The sequence below is a fragment of the Streptomyces sp. BBFR2 genome (genome assembly GCF_044497305.1).
GTDB lineage: Bacteria > Actinomycetota > Actinomycetes > Streptomycetales > Streptomycetaceae > Streptomyces.
In genome coordinates, this window is record NZ_CP172415.1 from 4,125,658 (window position 1) to 4,145,491 (window position 19,834).

18 protein-coding genes are annotated in these 19,834 nt (G+C 74.6%); 6 read left to right on the top strand and 12 right to left on the bottom strand.

All coding sequences use genetic code 11. From position 1 onward, the window contains the following. Window positions 1–11: 11 nt before the first annotated feature. Entirely contained in the window at window positions 12–671 is a 660-nt protein-coding gene (locus ACGH2B_RS16690) for a TetR family transcriptional regulator (protein ID WP_399089639.1), read from the top strand. 49 nt (window positions 672–720) lie between these two features. Here the strand turns inward: ACGH2B_RS16690 and ACGH2B_RS16695 are convergent, their stop codons facing one another. The 3 genes from ACGH2B_RS16695 to ACGH2B_RS16705 form a co-directional block, all read right to left on the bottom strand. Then, on the bottom strand, window positions 721–2,028 hold the full coding sequence (locus ACGH2B_RS16695) for a M6 family metalloprotease domain-containing protein (protein ID WP_399089642.1): 1,308 nt from the start codon (window positions 2,026–2,028) through the stop codon (window positions 721–723). 123 nt (window positions 2,029–2,151) lie between these two features. After that, entirely contained in the window at window positions 2,152–2,901 is a 750-nt protein-coding gene (locus ACGH2B_RS16700; protein ID WP_399089644.1) for a rhomboid-like protein, read from the bottom strand. Between the two features lie 106 nt (window positions 2,902–3,007). Next, the gene (locus ACGH2B_RS16705) at window positions 3,008–3,505 is read right to left on the bottom strand and encodes a MarR family winged helix-turn-helix transcriptional regulator (protein WP_399089647.1); all 498 of its coding nucleotides are present in this window, start codon (window positions 3,503–3,505) and stop codon (window positions 3,008–3,010) included. 153 nt (window positions 3,506–3,658) lie between these two features. Here ACGH2B_RS16705 and ACGH2B_RS16710 point away from each other — a divergent pair, with 153 nt between their 5' ends. Continuing rightward, window positions 3,659–4,441, top strand: coding sequence for a DODA-type extradiol aromatic ring-opening family dioxygenase (locus ACGH2B_RS16710; RefSeq protein WP_399089650.1), 783 nt, complete (start codon window positions 3,659–3,661; stop codon window positions 4,439–4,441). Window positions 4,442–4,579: 138 nt separating this feature from the next. On the opposite strand, the gene ACGH2B_RS16715 is transcribed toward ACGH2B_RS16710, so the two are convergent. Further along, window positions 4,580–5,629: a questin oxidase family protein gene (locus ACGH2B_RS16715; RefSeq protein WP_399089653.1), complete on the bottom strand. Its 1,050-nt coding sequence runs from the start codon at window positions 5,627–5,629 to the stop codon at window positions 4,580–4,582. A 622-nt stretch (window positions 5,630–6,251) separates the two neighbouring features. On the opposite strand from ACGH2B_RS16715, the gene ACGH2B_RS16720 reads away from it, so the two are divergent. Beyond that, on the top strand, window positions 6,252–6,755 hold the full coding sequence (locus ACGH2B_RS16720; protein ID WP_399089656.1) for a pyridoxamine 5'-phosphate oxidase family protein: 504 nt from the start codon (window positions 6,252–6,254) through the stop codon (window positions 6,753–6,755). 111 nt (window positions 6,756–6,866) lie between these two features. On the opposite strand, the gene ACGH2B_RS16725 is transcribed toward ACGH2B_RS16720, so the two are convergent. Continuing rightward, window positions 6,867–7,397, bottom strand: coding sequence for a hypothetical protein (locus ACGH2B_RS16725; protein ID WP_399089659.1), 531 nt, complete (start codon window positions 7,395–7,397; stop codon window positions 6,867–6,869). 577 nt (window positions 7,398–7,974) lie between these two features. Here ACGH2B_RS16725 and ACGH2B_RS16730 point away from each other — a divergent pair. Further along, the gene (locus ACGH2B_RS16730; protein ID WP_399089662.1) at window positions 7,975–8,976 is read left to right on the top strand and encodes an RNA polymerase sigma factor RpoD/SigA; all 1,002 of its coding nucleotides are present in this window, start codon (window positions 7,975–7,977) and stop codon (window positions 8,974–8,976) included. 202 nt (window positions 8,977–9,178) lie between these two features. Here the strand turns inward: ACGH2B_RS16730 and ACGH2B_RS16735 are convergent, their stop codons facing one another. Further along, entirely contained in the window at window positions 9,179–10,507 is a 1,329-nt protein-coding gene (locus tag ACGH2B_RS16735; protein ID WP_399089665.1) for an Ig-like domain-containing protein, read from the bottom strand. A gap of 82 nt (window positions 10,508–10,589) precedes the next feature. Further along, entirely contained in the window at window positions 10,590–11,804 is a 1,215-nt protein-coding gene (locus ACGH2B_RS16740; protein WP_399089668.1) for a CaiB/BaiF CoA transferase family protein, read from the bottom strand. A 291-nt stretch (window positions 11,805–12,095) separates the two neighbouring features. Here ACGH2B_RS16740 and ACGH2B_RS16745 point away from each other — a divergent pair, with 291 nt between their 5' ends. Continuing rightward, window positions 12,096–12,401 carry a hypothetical protein gene (locus ACGH2B_RS16745; protein ID WP_399089671.1) on the top strand — a complete coding sequence of 102 codons (306 nt, stop codon included), beginning with the start codon at window positions 12,096–12,098 and terminating at the stop codon, window positions 12,399–12,401. Window positions 12,402–12,411: 10 nt separating this feature from the next. Here the strand turns inward: ACGH2B_RS16745 and ACGH2B_RS16750 are convergent, their stop codons facing one another. Beyond that, a complete protein-coding gene (locus tag ACGH2B_RS16750; protein ID WP_399089673.1) occupies window positions 12,412–13,014 on the bottom strand; it encodes a YIP1 family protein in 603 nt (200 codons plus the stop codon). An 83-nt stretch (window positions 13,015–13,097) separates the two neighbouring features. Here ACGH2B_RS16750 and ACGH2B_RS16755 point away from each other — a divergent pair, with 83 nt between their 5' ends. Then, window positions 13,098–13,814, top strand: a complete 717-nt coding sequence (locus tag ACGH2B_RS16755; RefSeq protein WP_399089676.1) for a VIT family protein — start codon at window positions 13,098–13,100, stop codon at window positions 13,812–13,814. Between the two features lie 270 nt (window positions 13,815–14,084). Here ACGH2B_RS16755 and ACGH2B_RS16760 read toward each other — a convergent pair whose 3' ends face one another. From ACGH2B_RS16760 to ACGH2B_RS16775, 4 genes are all read right to left on the bottom strand, one after another. After that, window positions 14,085–15,239 (bottom strand): P1 family peptidase, encoded by a 1,155-nt coding sequence (locus tag ACGH2B_RS16760; RefSeq protein ID WP_399089679.1) that lies wholly within the window; start codon window positions 15,237–15,239, stop codon window positions 14,085–14,087. A gap of 223 nt (window positions 15,240–15,462) precedes the next feature. Further along, window positions 15,463–16,269, bottom strand: coding sequence for a hypothetical protein (locus tag ACGH2B_RS16765; protein WP_399089682.1), 807 nt, complete (start codon window positions 16,267–16,269; stop codon window positions 15,463–15,465). Between the two features lie 740 nt (window positions 16,270–17,009). After that, on the bottom strand, window positions 17,010–18,167 hold the full coding sequence (locus ACGH2B_RS16770) for a low temperature requirement protein A (protein ID WP_399089685.1): 1,158 nt from the start codon (window positions 18,165–18,167) through the stop codon (window positions 17,010–17,012). A gap of 531 nt (window positions 18,168–18,698) precedes the next feature. Further along, window positions 18,699–19,730, bottom strand: a complete 1,032-nt coding sequence (locus ACGH2B_RS16775) for a methyltransferase (protein ID WP_399097065.1) — start codon at window positions 19,728–19,730, stop codon at window positions 18,699–18,701. Window positions 19,731–19,834: the final 104 nt, after the last annotated feature.

Consider the following 19,834-nt stretch of genomic DNA (forward strand, 5'->3'; position numbering starts at 1 on the left):
TACTGGATGATGTGAGTCACACCGTAGGGGTCCGCCAGGCCCAGAAGCAGAAAACCCGTCAGGCCCTGCTCGACGCCGCCTTGGGCCTGCTGGAGGAGCAGAGCCTGAGCAGTCTGGGGCTGCGCGAGGTGACCCGGACGGTCGGCATCGCCCCGACCGCCTTCTACCGGCACTTCCGCGACCTCGGCGAACTGGGCGTCGCCCTCGTGGAGGAGGCGCTCGGCAGCCTGCACGCCATGGTGCGGACGGTCCTGATCGAGCAGGCGGGCATCGAGGCGCAGATCGGGAGCGCGGTGGCGGTGGTCGACCGGCACGTGCGCGAACACCCCGCCCACGTACGGTTCGTGGCGCGCGAACGGCACGGCGGGGTGCGGGCCGTACGGCAGGCCATCGCGGGCCAGTTGGACCGGTTCGGCGCCGAGGTGGCCGAAGCGCTCGTGGCCCAGCCGACGGCGCGGGGCTGGGACGGGCACGACCTGCGCATGCTGGCCGACCTCTTCGTCGACCGGCTGGTGACGACCGCCGCGGCCATCCTCGACGCGGAGGACGCCGAGCACCCCGAGGCGGCCCGCGCCCGCGTCGTCGAGGCCGCCCGCTGGCAGCTCCGGCTGATCGCCCTCGGCCAGCAGCACTGGAAGGACGAGGCGGCGGGCCCGGGGGACGACGGCTGACCCGGCGCCCGTCACGGGCCCGGCGCCCTTTCGCGGGCCCGGCGTCCCCTCACGAATCCGGCGGCGACGGCAGCGACGGCGGTCGTACGCGGATGCGGAACGTGCCGTCCGGCGCGGTGGCGAGGACGGTGACGGCGGTGCCGCTGCGGGGGTCGGTGAAGGTGCCGCCGGGGCGGTAGGCGGCGTCGGAGAGTTCGGCGTCGACGTAGCGGTCCCCGGTGTGGCAGCCGCCGCTGCCCGGTGTCGCGTCCATGACCTGGAGCGGTCCGCCGCCGGAGCGGACGTCCGCCGAGACCCGGTAGACGAGGACGCCGGGGCGGCACAGCGCGGGATCGAGCGGCCCCCGGGTGCGCGCCTCGGCGACGAGGGCGGTGTGCGCGGAGGTCGGGATGACGGCGATCTTCGTGCCGCCCGGGGTGGCCAGCGGCGTCAGCGTGTGGTCGGCCACCGGACCGCCCGGCGGGACGCAGTCGACCTGGCCCGCGGCGAGCCAGCCGAGCTTCCACTTGTGCCAGCCGAGGAAGTCGTTGCTCGGGCCCCAGTCCTCGTCCATGGGGTCCCAGTGGCCGACCGGGGGCGGCGCCGCCCGCCCGTCGGTGAAGTACAGGTCGGGCAGGCCGAAGGAGTGCGCGTTCTCATGGTTGACCACCCGGAAGGCGCTCGGTCCCGGCTGCCGGCTCCAGAGGAACGACGTGTTGCGGAACGGCACCCCGTCGCCGGTCCGCAGCCCCAGATCGCCGCCGCTGAACGTCACCGACAGGACGGTACGGGTCGCGGGCGGGCCCGCGTTGGGGGCGGCGATGACGTTGATCAGGTCGTAGTCGCGGAAGTCGACGGAGCCGTCGACGGCACGGACGATCTCGCGGGCGAGGGCGTGGTACCCGCCGTCCGACCCGGCGTCGAAGGCGGCACCGCGCTGGATGCCGTACGCGGTGAGCGGCTTCGCCATGTGCAGCCAGCGCAGCAGCGGCGCGGGGCGGTAGCGCAGCCGGCCGTACGAGCTGCGGTGGAAGTAGTCGGACGCGGCGGGGAAGAACTCCGCGTACCGGGCGCGCGGGCTGATCGTGGCGCGGGCGTCGGGGAAGTCGATGAAGAGGGTGAGGGCTTTCACGGTGCCGCGGGAGCGCGCGTAGCCCTCGGGGGTGGCGGTGGTCTCGCCGACGTCGTCGCTGACGCCGCGCAGGGCGCACGGTCCGTGGCGTCCGCCGGGCGGTGCGGGGCCGGTGGGTATGTCGGGGTGCTGGGGGCCGGCCGCCCCCGGGGGTATGGAGAGCGGGGCGGGGGGCCCGCACAGCGCGACGGCGGCGGCCACCGCCGACGCGCCTGCGGCGAACGCCGCGGAGATGCACCGCTTCATACGGCCACCCTCCGGCGACCGGCCCGACCCCGCGCGCGGGGTTACGTCATCCGGCGGGCCCGGGGAATTCCGGGCGCCCGGTGCGGCAGTGGAGTGACGGGGCGCGCCCCGCGCGGTGGGCGTTCACGGCGCCGGGGTGGAGCGTTCCGGCACGGCGCCGCCGGGAAGGCCCGCCGGGGCGCCGCGGGTGAGCGGACGGCAGGCGAACCCGATCAGCGCGGCGGCGAAGTGGCCGACGTCGGTGAAGCCGCGGCCGGTCAGCAGCGGCCCCCCGTAGAAGGCGAGGACGCCGAGCGCGTAGGCGTACCGCCAGGGCCCGGCCAGGCGGTAGGTGAGGACGGCCACGACACCGGCGAGCGCGTAACTGACGCCCACGTCGAGGGTGTTGACCGCCGATTCCGGGGCGGCGCCGGTGCGGATGGCGACGGCGAGGAGTCCTTCGCTCAGATACGTCGCGCCGATGTGCGCGGTGGCGAGGACGGCGAGCCAGCGCCGGGTGCCGAGCCAGCGTTCGGCGGGCGCGTGGACGACGTTGTAGAGCACGAAGTGGAGCGGCCAGCCGCCGCCGTCCAGCCACAGGGCGCTGGTGAGAAGGACCCGGCCGGGCGCGTGCAGCAGATTGTGGATGTTGGTCGAGCGGCGCTGGAGGAAGTCCGTCAGGACCTCCGGGCTGCACCGGTGCATGATCGCCGACGTCACCAGCAGGACGCCCAGCCAGAGGAAGGTGCCGGGCGCCCGGCGCAGATGGGTCCACAGGTGCCCGGCGAGGCGGCCGGGCGCCGGGCCGGAGCCGGTGGCCGGCCGCCGTACGCGGTGCCGCGTGCGCGTCGGACGGGATATCCGGCAGGCGGCGAACTTGGACCTGGCGCGCATGGCGGACAAATTACCAAGAGGCGGGCAGCGCGGCCCGGGGAGCGGGCGGGCGCCCGGAGGGCGGGGAGTCGCACGGCAGGGCCGCCGGGCGCCCGGCGGCCGTGTCTCAGCGGAGCCAGGGCAGGTCGGCGCCCTTGGGCTGGAGGCCGTCCGCCATCACCCGGCAGATCTCGGCGAGTTGGCCGACCTGTTCGGGGGAGAGGCGGTCGAAGAGCGCGCCGCGCACCGCGGCGACGTGCCCGGGGGCCGCCTTCTCCAGGACGTGCAGGCCCTCGTCGGTGAGGTGGGCGAGCTGGCCGCGCTTGTCCGACGGGCAGTTCTCGCGCCGTACCCAGCCGTTCTTCTCCAGGCGGGCGATGGCGTGCGAGAGCCGGGAGCGGGTGATCTTGGCGTTCTGGGCCAGTTCGGTCATCCGCATCCGGCGCCGGGGGGCGCGCGAGAGCTGGACGAGCAGGCCGTAGTAGACGTGCGGCATACCGGCGTCACGTTGTAGCTGGCGATCGAGGTGATCCTCCAGCAGCGTGGTGGCGTGGAGGTAGGACTGCCAGGCGTACTGCTCCTCGTCGCTGAGCCAGCGCGGCTCGGCTGCGGATTCGGTGCTCATGCCATCCATTCTCGCACCGCCCCCACCCTTCTTGAATGTTTAACAATCTCGCCGGGGAGGGGTAGGCTCGCAGTATCACTTGAAACTTCAAGCAGATGTCCCGGGAGGGTGTGTGCCCGGGGCCCGTAGCCACGACGTCCGCCGGGAGCCGCGATGTCCGCACAGCCGATGCCGGCCCTCTACCTCAGCCACGGCGCACCGCCGCTCGCCGACGACCCGCTCTGGCCCGGCCAGCTCGCGGCCTGGTCCGCCGGCCTGCCGCGCCCCACCGCCGTCCTCATCGTCTCCGCCCACTGGGAGGAGGCCCCGCTCGCCCTCGGCGCGACGGTCACCACACCACTGGTGTACGACTTCTGGGGCTTCCCGGAGCACTACTACCGCGTGCGGTACGCCGCGCCCGGCGCCCCGGAGCTGGCCGACCGGATCCGCCGCACCCTGCGGACGGCCGGTACGCCGGTGCGGGACCTCCCCGACCGCGGGCTCGACCACGGCGCGTACGTCCCGCTCGTCGAGATGTTCCCGCGGGCCGATGTGCCGGTCCTCCAGATCTCCATGCCGACGCTCGACCCCCGCGCGCTCTTCGCCCTCGGCCGGAAGCTGGCGCCGCTGCGCGACGAAGGGGTGCTGATCGTCGGCAGCGGCTTCTTCACCCACAACCTCGCCGCCCTGCGGCACCAGGGGCCCGGGGTGCCGTCCTGGTCGGCGGAGTTCGACGACTGGGGGCGGCGCGCCCTGGAGGACGGCGACCTCGACACGCTCCTCGACTTCGGCCACAAGGCCCCCGCCGGGCGGCTGGCCCACCCCCGTACCGAACACTTCGCGCCGCTCTTCGTCACGCTCGGCGCCGCGGACGGGCACGGTCAGCTCTCGGACGGCCGGAGCGTGATCGACGGCTTCTGGATGGGGCTGGCGAAGCGGTCGGTGCAGTTCGGCTGAGGGGGCAGGGCCTGGTCCCGGTCCCGGTACGGGGCGTCGGGTGTCCCTGGGACCGGTCCCGCGCGGCCGTCCGGCGCGACGCCGGCCGGGCCGCCTCATGTGCGGCCGGGCCCGGCCCACCGGGTGTGTCACCGCAGGTCAGACGCCCGGTTCGATCAGTTCCAGGGAGCGGAGGGCGGCGGTCAGCGCGCGGTCGTCGCCGTCCGGTGTCCAGGTCGCCACGTCCAGGGCGGTGTCCGTCAGCTTGATCGCGTGCGCGTCACCGTGCGCGGCGGCCCGCTGGAAGACCTCCTCGGGGGTGAGCGGCCCGGTGCGCAGCGGCGGCAGCGCGTCCGCCGTCCCGTAGACGGAGGTCAGCGCGGCGCTCGCGGCCCAGGCCACGGCGAACGACGGCGCCCACAGGGGACGCGGCAGGGCGGGCAGGGTGCGCAGGATCGCGTTGGGCGCGGTCGCCGCGTGGACCAGCATCACCCCGTCGCCGTGCCCGTGATCGGCGTACCGGTGCGTGGCCGCCTGTACGAGCGCGGTGAGCTGCGCCCGCGCCGCGTCCGGATCGCGCGGCGCCCGGACGGCCTCGGCCGCCGCCTGCCAGCCCGGGGTGTCCGGCAGTTGGGCGAGGCCGCCGAGCGCGCTCGTGCGCTGGTCGGCGACGCGGGGCAGGGCGTCGAGCGCGTCGTCCGGCGCGGTGGTGCCACCGGGCGCCACCGACACCGGCAGCGTGGTGTGCCGGGCCGCCCAGTAGCCGAGGGCGTGGGCCAGTTCGGCGATCCGCGGCTCCGTCTCCTCCTCGGCCAGCAGGGTGCGGACGATATGGCCGACCCGGATGGCGGGGTGGGTGGCCGCGCCCGCGATACCGGGCAGCAGCCGGGGCCACCACTCCGCGAGCACCTCGCGCCAGGGCCGCTCGGCGACGGCGCGGGCGAAGTGACCGGTCCAGTCGGTGACCCGCCGCCGATCGCCCAGCGCCTCCCGCCAGTTGGCGTCGGTGACCGCCTCGCGGGCGCCCGGCACGTCCTCCAACTGTGTGGTGTACGTGTCGAGCCAGCGGTGGACACCGCGGCCCTGCCCGTGGCGGGCCAGCGCCTCGACCGCCATGGGGCCGTGATTGCTCAGATAGCCGTGGAATTCCGGCCCGGTGGAGTGCAGTCGCTCCAGGGCCTCGTCGAGGGTGCCGTGGTGTGCCGTCATATCCGTGAGGCTAGAAGCGCGGACGCCGCCCGGTAACCGGCTGCGGACCTGGTCCCCGCGTCGTACGGCGCGGCCGCCGTCGGTCGCGCGGACGAGACCGCGGGGACGAGACCGAGGGGTGGAGGGGTGGGCCCCGGACGTAGGCGCGGTCGGCAGAGGCGCGTACCGCACGCGAGGGCCGGTGCGTTGTCAGTGGCCGGTGTCACCATGAAGTCATGGAGCAACGCGGCGTAGTTGACGAGGCGGGCCGGCCGGGCGACGTGGCGCCGGGGGCCGGGGATCAAGGCGGAGCGGGCGGTGGCAGGCGCCGCCGGGCCGGGCGCGCCCGTACGTACAGACACGTGGGGGAATCCGGACAGCGGATGGCGGGATTGAGGACGACCGTGGAGGCATGACAGGAAGCGCGTACGGAGAGACCGGCCCGGGCGGAAGCGGGACGAGCGGGAGCACGCCGGGCGGGAACGGGCCGGACGGAGGCGGGCCGGACGGAGGCGGGCCGGATGGAGGCGGGCCGGGCGGGAACGGGCCTGACGGGAACGGGCCTGGCCCGGTGGGGGCGGCGGGTCCGGCCGCCGTGTCCGGGGCGCCGGGGCCGGAGGTGCCACCGGCGGGGCGGCCGGGCGTGGTGACACGGACCGGGCCGGGCGGACCCGTACCGCGCGGTGTCGGCTGGGCGGTGGCCGAGGCACGGGAGCCGGAGTTCGTCCGTGCCGTGCGGGAGCGGTTCGGGCGCTACCGCCACCACGTGCTGGGCACGCTCCGCGCGGACGGCTCCCCGCGGCTGACCGGCCTGGAGGCGGACTTCCGCTTCGGTGAGCTGTGGCTCGGCATGCTGACGGGCTCCCGCAAGGGCGCCGACCTCCACGCCGACCCCCGGTTCGCCCTGCACGCCAACCCGGGGCCCGGCACGGACCTGTCGGACGGCGACGTCCGGGTGTCCGGCCGCGCGGTCCGGACCGCCGACGAGGAGGTGATCAGGCGCTACGCCGCCGAGGTCCGGCCCCCGGAGCCGTTCCTCCTCTTCCGCGCCGAGGTGACGGAGATCGTCCGGGTGTCCGTACGGGACGCCTCGATGATCGTCCAGAGCTGGCGCCCGGACGACGGGCTGCGCACGGTACGGCGGTAGGGAGCGGGGCGGGGAGGGGAGGGGAGGGGGGAGAACGCACCGAGGCCCCGGCCGGTGGCCGGGGCCTCGGGCAGCGCCTTGTCTCGTCGGCGGCGCGGGCCTCGTGGGTCGTCAGTGCGCCCCGTGAGGGGTGCGGTTCATGTGGCGGGGGCGGTGGCGGCCGTGGGGCTCGCGGACCCGCTGGGAGCGGAAGATGTAGAGGGAGACGACGAACATCACGGCGCCCATCACCAGGCCCCAGGCCGACGACTTCAGGACGGACGGGCCGCTGAGGTTGTAGAGCCAGCCCATGCTGCTCCCGAACAGCGCGCCGTAGGCGAGCGCCCGGGTGTCGGTGATCATCGTGGACTGGAAGTGCACGAGGGTCAGCCCCAGGGCACCGGTGACCACCGCGGCGATCAGCCCGAGCAGGGCGGCATGGCCGCCGCTCGCGCCGCCGGTGTGGTCGATCCAGATCGTGTAGCAGCCGAAGCCGAGCGCGGCGATGACGGGCCAGACCACCGTGGCCGGCAGCCTGCGGCCGCCCTTGGGGCGTGCCGCACCGGACTCCGTCCCCCTACCGGCGGTCGCACCGTGTTCCCGTTCGACCGCGCCGTGCGTACCGGCGGCCCGCGCGTCGTGGCGCGGAGCGTGGTTCTCCATGACGGGCTCCTCTCGCTTGCCCCTCCTGTCCAGGCGACACCCGCACCCCGCCCCCGTCAACTGGATCAGCGAGCCCCCGGGAGCGGGCCCGCGCCCCGCGCCTGGGCGCCCGGGGCGACCCGGGGCAACCAGCCGGGTGCGACCCGGCGGAGGCCGGCTGCCGTCCCGCGTCCCGCGCCTTCGCGCAACCCGCGGACGGCGCGGGCCGTCTTCGGAAGGGGGCGGCCGCCGCCGGACCGCAGGCGTCCCCGCCCCGGCAGGCCTCCCGGCCTCGGTGGGGACACGCCATCGAGGTGACGGACGTCCCGGGCGAAGGAATTCCCCACCGGCCGCGGCGGCCCCCCACAGGGCGACGAACCGCCCCTGACCTGGGGTTCTTCCCTTTCTTCGGCGACCGGGCGCCCGTGGTCGGGCCGCAGGGTACTGCATGATCAGAAAAATAGACGGGCAGCTTGGGAATTCTGTCCGGTTTCCAGCCGTTGTTTCCTTCGGACGGGGCAGTCCGGTCATCCCGGTCTTCCGCGTCCACCGTCCCGCGAACGACTCATCACCGACTCATCGCAAAGGGAGCTCACGCATGGCAACCCGTGCCGTCGCCCGCCGTCGGACCACCAGCGACGGTGCTGACCGGGCCAGCAGTGTTCGCGCCGTAGGCGGGGAGATCGCCGACCGCGACCTGGTCGGCATGTACCTCGACGAGATAGCGCGCACGCCCCTGCTCGACGCCGCCAAGGAGGTCGAGCTGTCCCAGACCATCGAGGCGGGCGTGTACGCGCAGAAGATCCTCGACGAGACCGTGACCGACGGCAACGCCGCGGACGCGAGCCGTGCGGAGCTGGAGGCGCTGGTCGCGGAGGGCGAGCGGGCGAAGGACGTCTTCATCCGCTCCAACCTCCGCCTGGTCGTCGCCGTCGCCCGCCGCTACCCGCGCGCCGGTCTGCCGCTCCTGGACCTGATCCAGGAAGGCAACGCGGGCCTGGTGCGCGCGGTGGAGAAGTTCGACTACGCCAAGGGCTTCAAGTTCTCCACGTACGCGACGTGGTGGATCCGCCAGGCGATCACCCGCTCCATCGCCGATCAGTCGCGCACCATCCGGCTCCCCGTCCACCTCGTCGAGGAGCTGGGCCGCATCCGCCGCGTCCAGCGGGAGTTCAACCGCGAGAACGGCCGCGATCCGGAGCCCGCCGAGGTCGCCGCGGAGCTGGGCTCCACGCCCGCCCGCGTCACCGACGTCCTGGACTGGGCCCGCGACCCGGTCAGCCTCAACATGTCGGTGGACGACGACGGCGACACGCAATTCGGTGACCTGCTGGAGGACACCTCAGCCGCCTCGCCCGAGCAGTCCGTCCTCTCCCTGCTGCGCAGCGAGGAGCTGGAGGACCTGATCGACCGCCTCGACCACCGCACCGCCTCGATCATCAAGGCGCGCTACGGCATAGAGGACGGCCGTGAGCGCACCCTGACCGAGGTCGGCAAGCAGCACGGTCTGACCCGCGAGCGGATCCGCCAGATCGAGAAGCACGCCCTGGTCGAGCTGAAGCGGATGGCCCGCGACACCGGCTTCGACGCGGCGGCCTGACCACCCCGGCACACCGGGCACGCCCGCCCCGCGGCGCGTGCCCGGTCGCGCTGCCCGAGGGGCGCCCGGCCCGCCCGCACCCGCGCCGCCACCCGCCGCCCCTCCCCGTACACACACCGGCGGCCGGCCCTCACGCAGAGGACCGGCCGCCGGTTTCCGTACGGGCGCGGGGGACGGGCCGGGCCGGCCCCCGCGGAAGGGGTCAGACCGCGCTGCCCGCCTTCCACGCGGACCAGGAGAGGTTCCAGCCGTTGAGACCGTTGTCGGGCTGGACGGTCTTGTCGTGGGAGTTCTTGACGATCACCACGTCGCCGATGAGCGATTCGTTGAAGAACCACTTGCCGGGGGTGTCCCCGCCGCCGCCCTTCGCGTCGCGCAGACCGACGCAGCCGTGGCTGGTGCCGGAGCGGCCGAAGATGGACGGCGAGCCCCAGTAGTTGCCGTGGATGAAGGTGCCGGACGACGAGAGCCGCATGGCGTGCGGGACGTCCTTGATGTCGTACTCACCGCCGAAGCCGACCGTCGAGCCGTCCATCCGGGTCTGCTCGAACTTCTCCGAGATCACCATCTGGCCGTTGTAGGTCGGGTGGTCGGGGCTGCCGCCGGAGATCGGCACGGACTTCAGGACCGAGCCGTTCCGCTTGACCGTCATGGTCTGGGTGTTCATGTCGACGGTCGAGACCTGCGACCGGCCGATGGTGAAGGTGACCGTCTTGGACTGCACACCGGTGATGCCGTTGCCGCCCTGCACACCGTCCAGGTCGATCTTCATCGTGACCTTGGAGTTGGCCTTCCAGTACTCCTCGGGCCGGAAGTCCAGACGCTGCGCGCCGAACCAGTGGCCGACGACCTCCTGGCCGCTGCTGGACGTCACCGTGATGTGGGACTGGACGTCCTTCTTGTTGGTGATGGCCTTGTCGAAGTTGAACGACACCGGCATGCCGACGCCGACGGTCTTGCCGTCGTCCGGGGTGTAGTTGCCGATGAAGCTGTGGTCCGACGAGACGGTGCTGAAGGTGGCGTTCTCGGTGGCGGAGCGGCCCTTGGCGTCCTTGGCGTTCGCCACCAGCTTGTACTTGGTGCCCCGCTCCAACTGGACGCCGGGCTTCCAGGAGGTGCCGTCGTCCGATATGGCGCCTTCGACGGCCGCGCCGCTGGCGGCGACCGTCAGCTTCACATCGGTCAGCTTGCCGCCGGTGACCTTCACGCCGGTGGCGTTGATGCTGGCGTCCGTCGCGCCGTCCTTCGACGAGACCGTGATCTTGGCGTCCGAGGCGTCCTTCGCGGCGGCGGCGTCCGCGCCCGCCTGACCGTTCTTGCCGTCGCCCGAACCGGCCTCGGCACTGCCGCCGCACGCCGACAGCGTCAGCGCGCCGGCGGCGAGCAGCGCCGTCAGTGCGAGGGTGCGGCGCGTCCGGCGGCCCCGGCGCGGCGCCGCGGCGCCGTCCTGCTCGGGCGGCTGGAGCAGCAGGTGCGAGGTGCGGGACCGAGCGGTGGTGGAGTTGTCCGGCGATGTCACGAGCTGCTCCATACAAGGGTGTTGTGTGATCCGTGCTGGTAAACAGCACGTACGGCGGGAATTGGTTGCGGATGGCCTGAACTTGTGGGCAAGGTCACACGTATGGCGGAACGGGGTGGTCGGGAGGACCCGACAGCCAGGTTCGCAGCGGTGTGCCGTGTTCGTCCAGACGCGGAGGGGGTGTGGGGGTTGTGACGGGTGTCTCGGAGAGCCGGAGTGCGCTGCTGATCTGGGGAATTCTCCCCTCTCCCACCGGAGTCACGGGCGCCAGGCCCAGCCGCCCGGCGAACTCCAGCGCCTCCGAGAGGGTGTTGACGGGGCCACAGGGCACGGAGGCCGCGGTGAGCCGTTCCGTCCAGACCTGCGGCGTATCCGAGGAAAGTAACTTCTCCAGCAGTTCGACCAGTTCTGTACGGTTTTGCACACGGTCCTGATTGCGACGGAATCGCGCGTCGTCGGCGAGTGAGGGCGCGCCCAGGGTGTGGACCAGGGCCCGGAACTGCCGGTCGTTGCCCGCCGCCACGGCCAGCAGCCCGCCCCGGCAGGCCAGCGTCTCGTACGGGGCGATGCTCGGGTGCCGGTTGCCCATCGGGCCCGGATCGCTCCCCGTCGCCAGGTGACCGGACGCCTGGTTGACGAGCGAGCCCAGCAGCGACGACAGCAGATTGACCTCCACCAGTTGCCCCCGCCCGGTGCGCCCGCGGTGGTGCAGCGCGGCGAGGATCGCGGTGGTGGCGTCCTTCGCGGTGAGGACGTCGACGAGGGCGACGCCTGCCTTCAGCGGCGGGCCGCCGGGCTCCCCGGTGATGCTCATCAGCCCGCCGACCGCCTGCACCACGAAGTCGTATCCGGCCAGATGCGCGCCGCCGCCGGAGCCGAAGCCGGTGATCGAGCAGTGCACCAGGCGCGGATTGGCGGCCCGGGTGGACGCCGGGTCGAGGCCGTACTTGGCGAGGGCGCCGGGCCGGAAGTTCTCGATCAGGACGTCGGCGCGGCGGGCCAGTTCGCGGGCGGCGGCCGCGTCGCCGGGGTCGGTGAGGTCCAGGGCGAGGCCGCGCTTGGAGCGGTTGGCGGCGTCGAAGTAGGCGGCGGTGCCGTCCGGGCCGAACGGCGGGCCCCAGGACCGGGTGTCGTCACCGGCGCCGGGCCGCTCCACCTTCACGACGTCGGCGCCCAGGTCGGCGAGGGTCGCCGCGGCCAGCGGACCTGCCAGCACCCGGCTGAAGTCGGCGACGAGCAGCCCGTCCAGAGCGCGGGCGGGCGCCCCGCCCGGCTGCGGGGACCGCGGTTGCGGGGGCGGCTGCGGCACGGCGTACTCCTCACCTCGCGGACGGCTGCCGCCATCGTCGGCGACGCCCCGGGGCGCGGGAAGGCGCCGCCATGTCCAACGCGGGGGCCGCACCCTGCCGCCCCGGAGGGAGTACGGGGCCCGGCGGCGGAGCGGGCGGGCACTTCCGTCATAATGGTGTGAAGTGCTGCAATACCGGTAATTCTCCTGAGGGGTACAGGACTTCACCCGGTGCCCGTAGAGTTCCGCGAGGCCCGGCCGGTGCGCGTCCGGCCACGGCCTCGTCCCGTCCACCGTAGCCACCGCGCCCGCGTGGCCACGCCGTCCGCCGCACCCCGCCCCGCCCTGGAGGACCGCATGCTCCTCTCCGCCTCGACCTTCCAGCTCATCGGATTCGCCGTGCTCGGCGTCGCGAGCGTTCTGTGGGTCGCCGGGCTGCTCCGGCTGCTGCGCCGGGAGGAGCACCGCGCGGCGACCGCACGCGACGGCCGGGCGCTGCTGGACCGGGTGCCCCGGCAGACGGGTCCGGCCGGCCCGCCCGCCGAGTGCGTGGAGCTGACCGCCGCCGAGCGCGAGGCGTTCGCCCTGCTCGTACGGCAGTTGACGCGCCGCGGCTGAGCCCCGTGGCTCACTGCGCGGGCCCGAGCTTGAGCAGCGCCAGCGCCGCCAGCATCTGCACCGATATCGCGGCCGCCGCCTTGTGCGTCGGCAGATGGTGCTGCCCGCGTATCAGCAGCACCGCCAGGACGTAGCCGAAGCCCCAGGTCGTCCACGTCAGCGCCTGGACGAAGGTGGCCTGCGGGGGCAGCCAGGTCGCGAGGAGCAGCCGCGGCAGGTCGGTCACCCAGAACAGCACGATGAACAGGCTCGCGGTCGGCGCGAAGCGGCCGTTGCCGCCGAGCGTGCGCGCGATGGCGTGGGTGGCCGCGCCCAGCGCGAAACTGGCGGCCAGTACGCACCCGACGGCCAGCCCCATCAGCTTCAGCGCCGCGCTCGGGTCGGACGTCCACTGCCCGTCGAACGCGTCCGCCGACAACACCCCGACCACGCCGCTGACCAGGCACAGCACCACCGCCGCGCTCCACGCGGAACGGTCCCGCGCCTCGTCCAGGGTCTCCACAGGCCGGTACCACAGGCCGAGGAACAGCCGGTGCCACCACAGCCGCCGCCGCTCGGGCGCGGGGCGGGGCGGCTGGACGAGCGTGGGCGTGGGGGGCGGCGGAGCGGGCATACAGCCGTTCTACCATCGGCCGTTTTGTCGCGTTGCGGTGGCGCCGGCGCCGGGCGGGCGGCCCCGGATGAGAACCTGCGGGCATGAGCGAACAGACGCCCGATCACGGTGAGGCGCACGGAGGCGGGTTGGGCGGGCGGCTCAACTGGCTGCGCGCCGCGGTGCTCGGCGCCAACGACGGCGTGGTCTCCACCGCGGGCCTGGTCGTCGGCGTCGCCGGGGCCACCACGTCCCGCGCCACCTTGCTGACCGCCGGGCTCGCCGGACTGCTCGCCGGTTCCATGTCGATGGCGGCGGGCGAGTACGTCTCCGTCTCCACCCAGCGGGACGCCGAGAAGGCCGCGCTGGTCCAGGAGCGGCGCGAGTTGGCCACCGAGCCGAAGGCCGAACTCGTCGAACTGACCGGTCTGCTGAAGGCGAAGGGGCTGAGCGCGAAGCTGGCCCGCGAGGTGGCCGAGCAACTGACCGCCCACGACGCGCTGCGCGCCCACGCCGAGGTGGAGCTGGGCATCGACCCGGACGAACTGACCAACCCCTGGCACGCGGCGGGCGCCAGCTTCCTCGCCTTCACCGTCGGCGCGCTGCTCCCGCTGCTGGCGATCGTGCTGCCGCCGCACGCCCTGCGGCTCCCGGTCACCGTCGTCGCCGTGCTCGCCGCCCTCGCCCTCTGCGGCTGGACCAGCGCCCGCCTCGGCGGCGCCCCCGCCGCCCGCGCCATCCTCCGGAACGCCGGGGGCGGGGCGCTGGCGATGGCGGTGACGTACGTCGCGGGGTCGGCGCTGGGCGCCAGCGGGGTGTGAGGCGGGGCGTTCCCCCGTAAGGGATGTCCCGCCCGGGGCGCGGTGTCCGGCCTGCCAGGACGCGGTGCCCCGGAGCGCGGTGCTCCGGTGCGGCCCGGCCACGGTTCACCGGTGCGGCGCCGGGCTTTCGGTGCCCCGCCGGCGCACGGGGCGGGCCCGTCGCGGCCTCGCGCCGCGGCAGACGTCGGCCGCGCCCCGCGCCCTGCCTCGCGTCGGCCGCGCCCCGTGCCGGGGCCGTCGGCGCTCGCCCGACGGGCCGGTGCCGTATCCCTACGGCTGCCCCGGTGCCTCCGCGCCCGAGGCGCCCGGTGCGCCGCCCGCGCCCGGCTCGCCGTACAGCTCGGTGTACGAGGGGAAGAGGCCGCCGGGGCCGTCGACGGAGGTGGCGGAAAGGAGCGCGTCGGTGACGGCGCGGGTCAGGGCGTCGGCCCCGGCGGCGAGCACCTCGTTGAGCGCCCCGGCTTCGGTGTGCACCGCGAAGGCCGGGGCCGTGCCCTCCGGGGCGAGCGGCCGGGCGCAGGTGGACAGGGCGAAGACGGTGTCGCCGTCGGACATCAGATGCACCGGGCGCACCGCGCGGGCCAGCCCGTCGTGCGCGGTGCCGGCCAGCTTGTGGGCCTGGGCCCGGGTGAGCACGGCATCGGTCGCGACGACCGCGAGGGTGGTGTTGAGCGGCGGCCGGGCGGCGGCCGCCGCCCGCTGCCGGGAGGTCTCACGCGCCGCGTCCAGCGCGCGGACCGCCGCCGCGTGCCGCTCCGGCGCGGGCGGCGCGCCGGGCGCCCCGTCCGGCCCGAGGAGGTGCCCGTAGAGCACACCGGTACGGGGATCGACGGGCGACCCGACGGCGTTGACGGCGGCGAGCGCGGCGACGGTCACCCCGGACGGCAGCAGCACGCTCGCCGTGCCGATACCGCCCTTGAGCCCGCCGGCCACCGCGCCCGTACCGGCGCCGACGTTGCCGCGCTCGACGGGACCGCCGGACGGGGAACGGTGGGCCGCGTGGGCCGCGGCCCGGCCCAGCGCGGCGTCCGGCCGGGCCCGCCAGTCGCCGCCGCGTCCGAGGTCGAAGAGGGCGGCCGCCGGGACGAGCGGCACCACCTGCGAGGGGTCCGGGCCGACGCGGAAGCCGCGCCCCTGGTCCTCCAGCCAGGCGGCGACCCCGGACGCGGCGTCCAGCCCGAAGGCGCTGCCGCCGGTCAGGACGACGGCGTCGACGCGCTGGACGAGGTTGCGGGGATCGAGGGCGTCGGTCTCACGGGTGCCGGGCCCGCCGCCGCGCACATCGACCGCGGCGACCGCGCCGCCCTCGGGCGCGAGGACGACGGTGGTCCCGGTCAGATGGCCGGATCCGACCCGCTGGGCGTGCCCCACCCGCAGGCCGGTCACGTCGGTCAGGGCGTCGTGGCGGTGCGCTGCGTCAGCCATGCCCCATGCGTACCACGGCGGGCACGGGGCGGGGCAGGGGCGGGCATGCGGGGGCGCGGACGTGGTCCGGGGCGCTACGGGAGGGACGGGCGCGGGCCCGGAGGCCGTGAAGTGGCCGGGCGCTCGGGCTCCGGCGTGGGCCGGGTCCGGCCCGGCGGGAGCGGCCCGGGCGCGGGCCCCGCGAGGCCGGGCCGGCCGGGCGCGGGGCCCGGCCGGCGGGCCGTCAGTTGTCGCCCGGACCCATCACGATGACCGGGTGCTGTGCGGGATCCAGCGTCCGCAGCAGTTCCCGCATCACCTCGGGCTTGAGGCTCACACAGCCCTGGGTGGGGCCGTCGTGGTCGACGTGCAGCCACACGCCGCCGCCCTTCTCGTCACCGTCCGGGCGCTCCGGATCCAGCGGCGAGGTGCCGGGCACCCGGTTGTAGTTGATGGCGATGACGTAGTCGAACGCGCCCGCCAGGGGCTCGCCCTCCACGCCGGTGCCGTTGGCGACGAAGCTGTCGTTGTGGTCGTAGGGGAGCTTGGTGCCCTTGGGGGCGGGCAGCAGGCCACCGGCGTCGGTCAGGGCGAAGACCCCTTCCGGGGAGCGCAGGTCGCCGTAGTGGTGGTCGTCGGTCCAGCCGTGCGCGGCGTTGTGGGCGGCCCACCGCGCCCCGGGACGCCAGTCGTCCGACCCCTTGGCGCGGGTGTACAGAACCACCTGCGAGTCGAACGAGTCCTTGTCCTCACCCCGCACGACGAGGACCTGGCGGGAGTCGGCCGGTATCCGCTTCCGCTCCGTGTCGCTCAGACCCGGGATGGTGCGGGTGGCTTTCGCGACGGTCTTGGCACCGGACGGTTTCTCCGGACCGGACACCGACGTGGGGGTGCCGTTCTTGGCCTCCTGCTGCGCGTCGTGGTCATCGCCGGATGCGGGCCAGGCCCACAGGGCGGTTCCCACCAACGTGGTCAGCGCGAGACCGCTCACGGCCTTCCCGCGGCGGGACATGCTTCTGCGCGCGCGGGGCTGAGCGTGGCGGGCGGCCATGGCTGGCGTCTCCTCAGATACGGATCAGATGCGGATCAGATACGGGCGATCGGGTACGGCGGTCGGTCGGTACTGCGGTTCGGTCTCCTGCGGGCGGTACGGCCGGTCAGATACCGGTGAACGCACGGTCCGTAGGTATAAAAAGGGCAATATGCACCCTACCGCGAGGAGGTCGTGCCGCCGCCCCGGCCTCCGCCCCGCCGCTCGGGCCACCGAGCCCGAACGCCCGGAATGTACGCCCGAAAGAGGCAGGTGTGGTGCGGTTCGCGCTCCTGTACGGGGCGCCGGTGACGGCCCGTCCGAAGCTCCGGAACATGGCTGAAAATTCACCGCAAAACCCCCTACCCGTCCCCGAGCTGTCCTCCAATGCCGAGGAGGCGCAGGTCACGGCGTACGCCGGAGGGGGAGCGGGGCGCGGGGCCGTGCCGGGGAACGGCGCGCGGACGGCCCGGCGACGCCCTCCGCCGGGGGCGCCCGGCGGTCACGCGTCCGGGGGAACCACCCCGATTCCAGAAATCGGACGCCGTAATTCCGCCGGTCGGGCCGCGGCGGACGCTCCGTTCACCGGGGTGGCGGAGGAACGGGGCGTACGGACGGCACCGGGGTAGGGCGTGTGGGGACGCAGGGGCGGTCCTCCGGAGCGGGGGCGTGGGGCTCGCAGGGGCCGGCCCTGCGCGGCGGGCGCGTGGCGCCGGTCCTCCGGAGCCCGGCGGGGGCCGGGGCGGAGCGCCGCCCACGGCTCACGCGCTCAGCGCCGTGCCCTGGCGGGACGTCAGGGTCACACCGGCGGTGACCGCCGCCGCGCACACCAGGCCGGACGCGAGCACCGCGTACGTCCCGGCGAAGGTGCAGCCCAGCACGGCGACCGCGGCGAGCGGCAGCACCAGTTGCTGGGCCCAGCCCCGCTTCTGATGGCGGGAGTGCAGCAGCCAGACGCTGAACAGGAACAGCGCGGCCGGAACCGTCACACAGGCGGACGCCGCCAGGACCGACAGGTGCGAGGCGCCGACCGACTGCTCCACCGCGACCTCGATACCCGCGCCGATCGCCGCCGCCGAGCCGAAGACGACGTAATGGCCGTAGCCCCAGACGAACGCCTGACGGCTGGAGCGCAGATGCAGATGGATGGGGACGGCGAAGTAGATCCAGTACGCGGCGAAGACCAGCAGCAGACCGCCGCCGGCGATCGGCAGCAGCGCCCCCAGCTCATCGTGCTCGTCCAGCGCGGACTGCACCGCGACGGTCGCCGCCGAGATCGTCTCGCCCAGCACGATGATGGTGAACAGTCCGTACCGCTCCGCGATGTGGTGCGGATGCCACGCCGTCGCCCGGCGCCGCTCCGCGAACGCCGGTACGCACATCTCCGCCACCGCCATCACCAGGAACACCCACGGGCGGCCGCTCTCCGGCAGGAACAGCAGACCGAGCCAGCCGACCTGGCACAAGGTCACCCCGCCCGCGTAGCGCAGCGCGGTGCGGCGCTCCTCGCCCGCGCCGCCGTGCGCGGCCCGCAGCCACTGGCCGACCATCGCCAGCCGCATCACCAGATAGCCGAACCAGACGACCGCGAACTGGCTCTGCTCGAAGGCCCGCGGCACGCCGGCGGCCAGGATCAGCACACCCGCGATCTGCACCAGCGTCGTGACCCGGTAGAGGGTGTCATCGGTGTCGTAGGCGGAGGCGAACCAACTGAAGTTCATCCACGCCCACCAGATGGCGAAAAAGAGCATGAGGTAGCCGCTGATGCCGTGGCCGGGGTGCCCCTCGGCGAGGGCGTGCACGAGCTGCCGCCCGGCCTGGGCGATGCCTACGACGAAACACAGGTCGAAGAAGAGCTCCAGCGGGGTGGAGGCGCGGTGCGCCTCATCGGTACGGCGGGCTCGCATACGGACCGGCACGGCGGCGTTCCTCCTGGGCGACCGGTGATCCCTCTCGGCGTGATCACGTAGGCCACGACGGTACGCGTGCACCCCGGCCGACCGGCGGAGCCACCGCTTCGCGAGGGGCGGTGGCCGGCGTGCGGGGCTTGGCGGCCGTGGGGTGTGGGGTTCGGGCCGGGCGCGGGTGAGGCGGGCCTGGGTGAGGCGGGCCCGGGCGGGCGGGCGCTGCCGATGTGGCCGGACGTCCGCCGTGCCGTGGCGGGGCGCCGCCGGTGTGGCCGGGCGTCCGCCGTGCCGGGGCGCCGCCGGGGCGGCCGGGGCGCCCGCCGTGCCGGGGCGGGGCGCCGCCGGGTGGGGTGCGCCCGGGGCGCCCGGGGCGCCCGGGGCGCCCGGGGCGGTCGCGCGCCGTTGGTGCCGCCGCCCTTCGTGCGTGGGGTCCGCCGTGAGCGGCCCGCGCGGTGGGCGCCCCGGTTGCACGCGCGGTGGCCTGGCCCGCCCCGGGGCGCGGGTGCCGTACGGCCCGGACGGTCGGGCCGCCCGGCCGTCAGGTCATTCGGCGACCGCCTCCACCACGGACGGTGACGCGCCGGTCGGCAGGACGCGGGTGAGCCGGAAGCCGCCGGACGACAGCAGCGCCGCGAACTCCTCCGAGTCGCGCTCCCGCCCGTCGACGACGGCCATCATCGCGACGTCCATCGTCTTGCCGAAGTGCGGGGCGTTGCCCGGCGGCAGCACCGATTCGACGATCAATATCCGGCTGCCGGGCGCCATCGCGGCGCGGCAGGTCCGCAGGATGTCCCGGCACCGCTCGTCGGGCCAGTCGTGCAGCACATGCTTGAGGACGTAGACGTCGCCGCCGTCCGGGACCGCCGTGAAGAAGTCGGCCTCCTCGGTGCGCCAGCGGCCCTTCAGCTCGTCGTCGTCCAGCAGATGCCGGGCGAGGGGCGGCGCCTGGTCGACGAGGATGCCGGTCAGCGCCGGGCGGCGGCGCAGCACCGCGCGGAGCAGGCCGCCCCGCCCGCCGCCGACATCGACGACGGTGCCGCTCTCCGGGAAGGGGTAGGCCGCCGCGATCGCCTCGTCCGCGGCGGACGTCAGGGAGGTCATCCCGTCGTCGAGGAGGGTGCGGGCCCGCTCGTCGCCCTGGAGGTAGGAGAAGAGGGGCTGCCCGAAGAGCCGCTCGAAGGGTGCCGCGCCGTCCCGGACGGTCTCCTCCAGCTTCTGTGATGTCCGCAGGAACAGCGTGTCCGTCAGCATCAGCACCGCGGTGTGCAGGGAATCGGGTACGTCGGTGCGCAACAGGCGGGCGGCGGGCGTCAGTTGGTAGGTGCCGGAGGAGTCCTCATGGAAGATGCCCCGGCTGGCGAGGAGGCGCAGCACCCGGCGCAGATGCGGGGCGTGCGTGCCGGTGGCCTCCGCCAGTTGTTCGGGGGTGCGGGGGCCGCGGGCCAGGTGGTCGGCGAGGCGGTAGTGGGCCGCGGTGCGCAGCGCGGCCGAAAAGAGATGCCCCAGCGCCTGGTCCGTCAGGTGCGTGACGAGATCGGTGGGCTCGCCGGTCGGTCGGGGGGATGAAGTGGCCAACGTCCGCCTCCGGTCATCGACGTGAAGGTGCTGGTCCACGGTGGCAGCGTCCGGCCCGCGTGTCACCAGAGCGCCGGGCCGCACCCGCGAAGTCCGGCCAGCCG

What these genes read in the sequence shown, in the direction of transcription:
- ACGH2B_RS16710 (WP_399089650.1), top strand. Translation starts at nt 3,659, where the DNA reads ATGTCCGCACAGCCGATGCCGGCCCTCTACCTCAGCCACGGCGCACCG.
- ACGH2B_RS16715 (WP_399089653.1), bottom strand. Translation starts at nt 5,629, where the DNA reads ATGACGGCACACCACGGCACCCTCGACGAGGCCCTGGAGCGACTGCAC.
- ACGH2B_RS16765 (WP_399089682.1), bottom strand. Translation starts at nt 16,269, where the DNA reads ATGGCCGCCCGCCACGCTCAGCCCCGCGCGCGCAGAAGCATGTCCCGC.
- ACGH2B_RS16705 (WP_399089647.1), bottom strand. Translation starts at nt 3,505, where the DNA reads ATGAGCACCGAATCCGCAGCCGAGCCGCGCTGGCTCAGCGACGAGGAG.
- ACGH2B_RS16730 (WP_399089662.1), top strand. Translation starts at nt 7,975, where the DNA reads ATGGCAACCCGTGCCGTCGCCCGCCGTCGGACCACCAGCGACGGTGCT.
- ACGH2B_RS16760 (WP_399089679.1), bottom strand. Translation starts at nt 15,239, where the DNA reads ATGGCTGACGCAGCGCACCGCCACGACGCCCTGACCGACGTGACCGGC.
- ACGH2B_RS16725 (WP_399089659.1), bottom strand. Translation starts at nt 7,397, where the DNA reads ATGGAGAACCACGCTCCGCGCCACGACGCGCGGGCCGCCGGTACGCAC.
- ACGH2B_RS16735 (WP_399089665.1), bottom strand. Translation starts at nt 10,507, where the DNA reads ATGGAGCAGCTCGTGACATCGCCGGACAACTCCACCACCGCTCGGTCC.
- ACGH2B_RS16695 (WP_399089642.1), bottom strand. Translation starts at nt 2,028, where the DNA reads ATGAAGCGGTGCATCTCCGCGGCGTTCGCCGCAGGCGCGTCGGCGGTG.
- ACGH2B_RS16750 (WP_399089673.1), bottom strand. Translation starts at nt 13,014, where the DNA reads ATGCCCGCTCCGCCGCCCCCCACGCCCACGCTCGTCCAGCCGCCCCGC.
- ACGH2B_RS16700 (WP_399089644.1), bottom strand. Translation starts at nt 2,901, where the DNA reads ATGCGCGCCAGGTCCAAGTTCGCCGCCTGCCGGATATCCCGTCCGACG.
- ACGH2B_RS16755 (WP_399089676.1), top strand. Translation starts at nt 13,098, where the DNA reads ATGAGCGAACAGACGCCCGATCACGGTGAGGCGCACGGAGGCGGGTTG.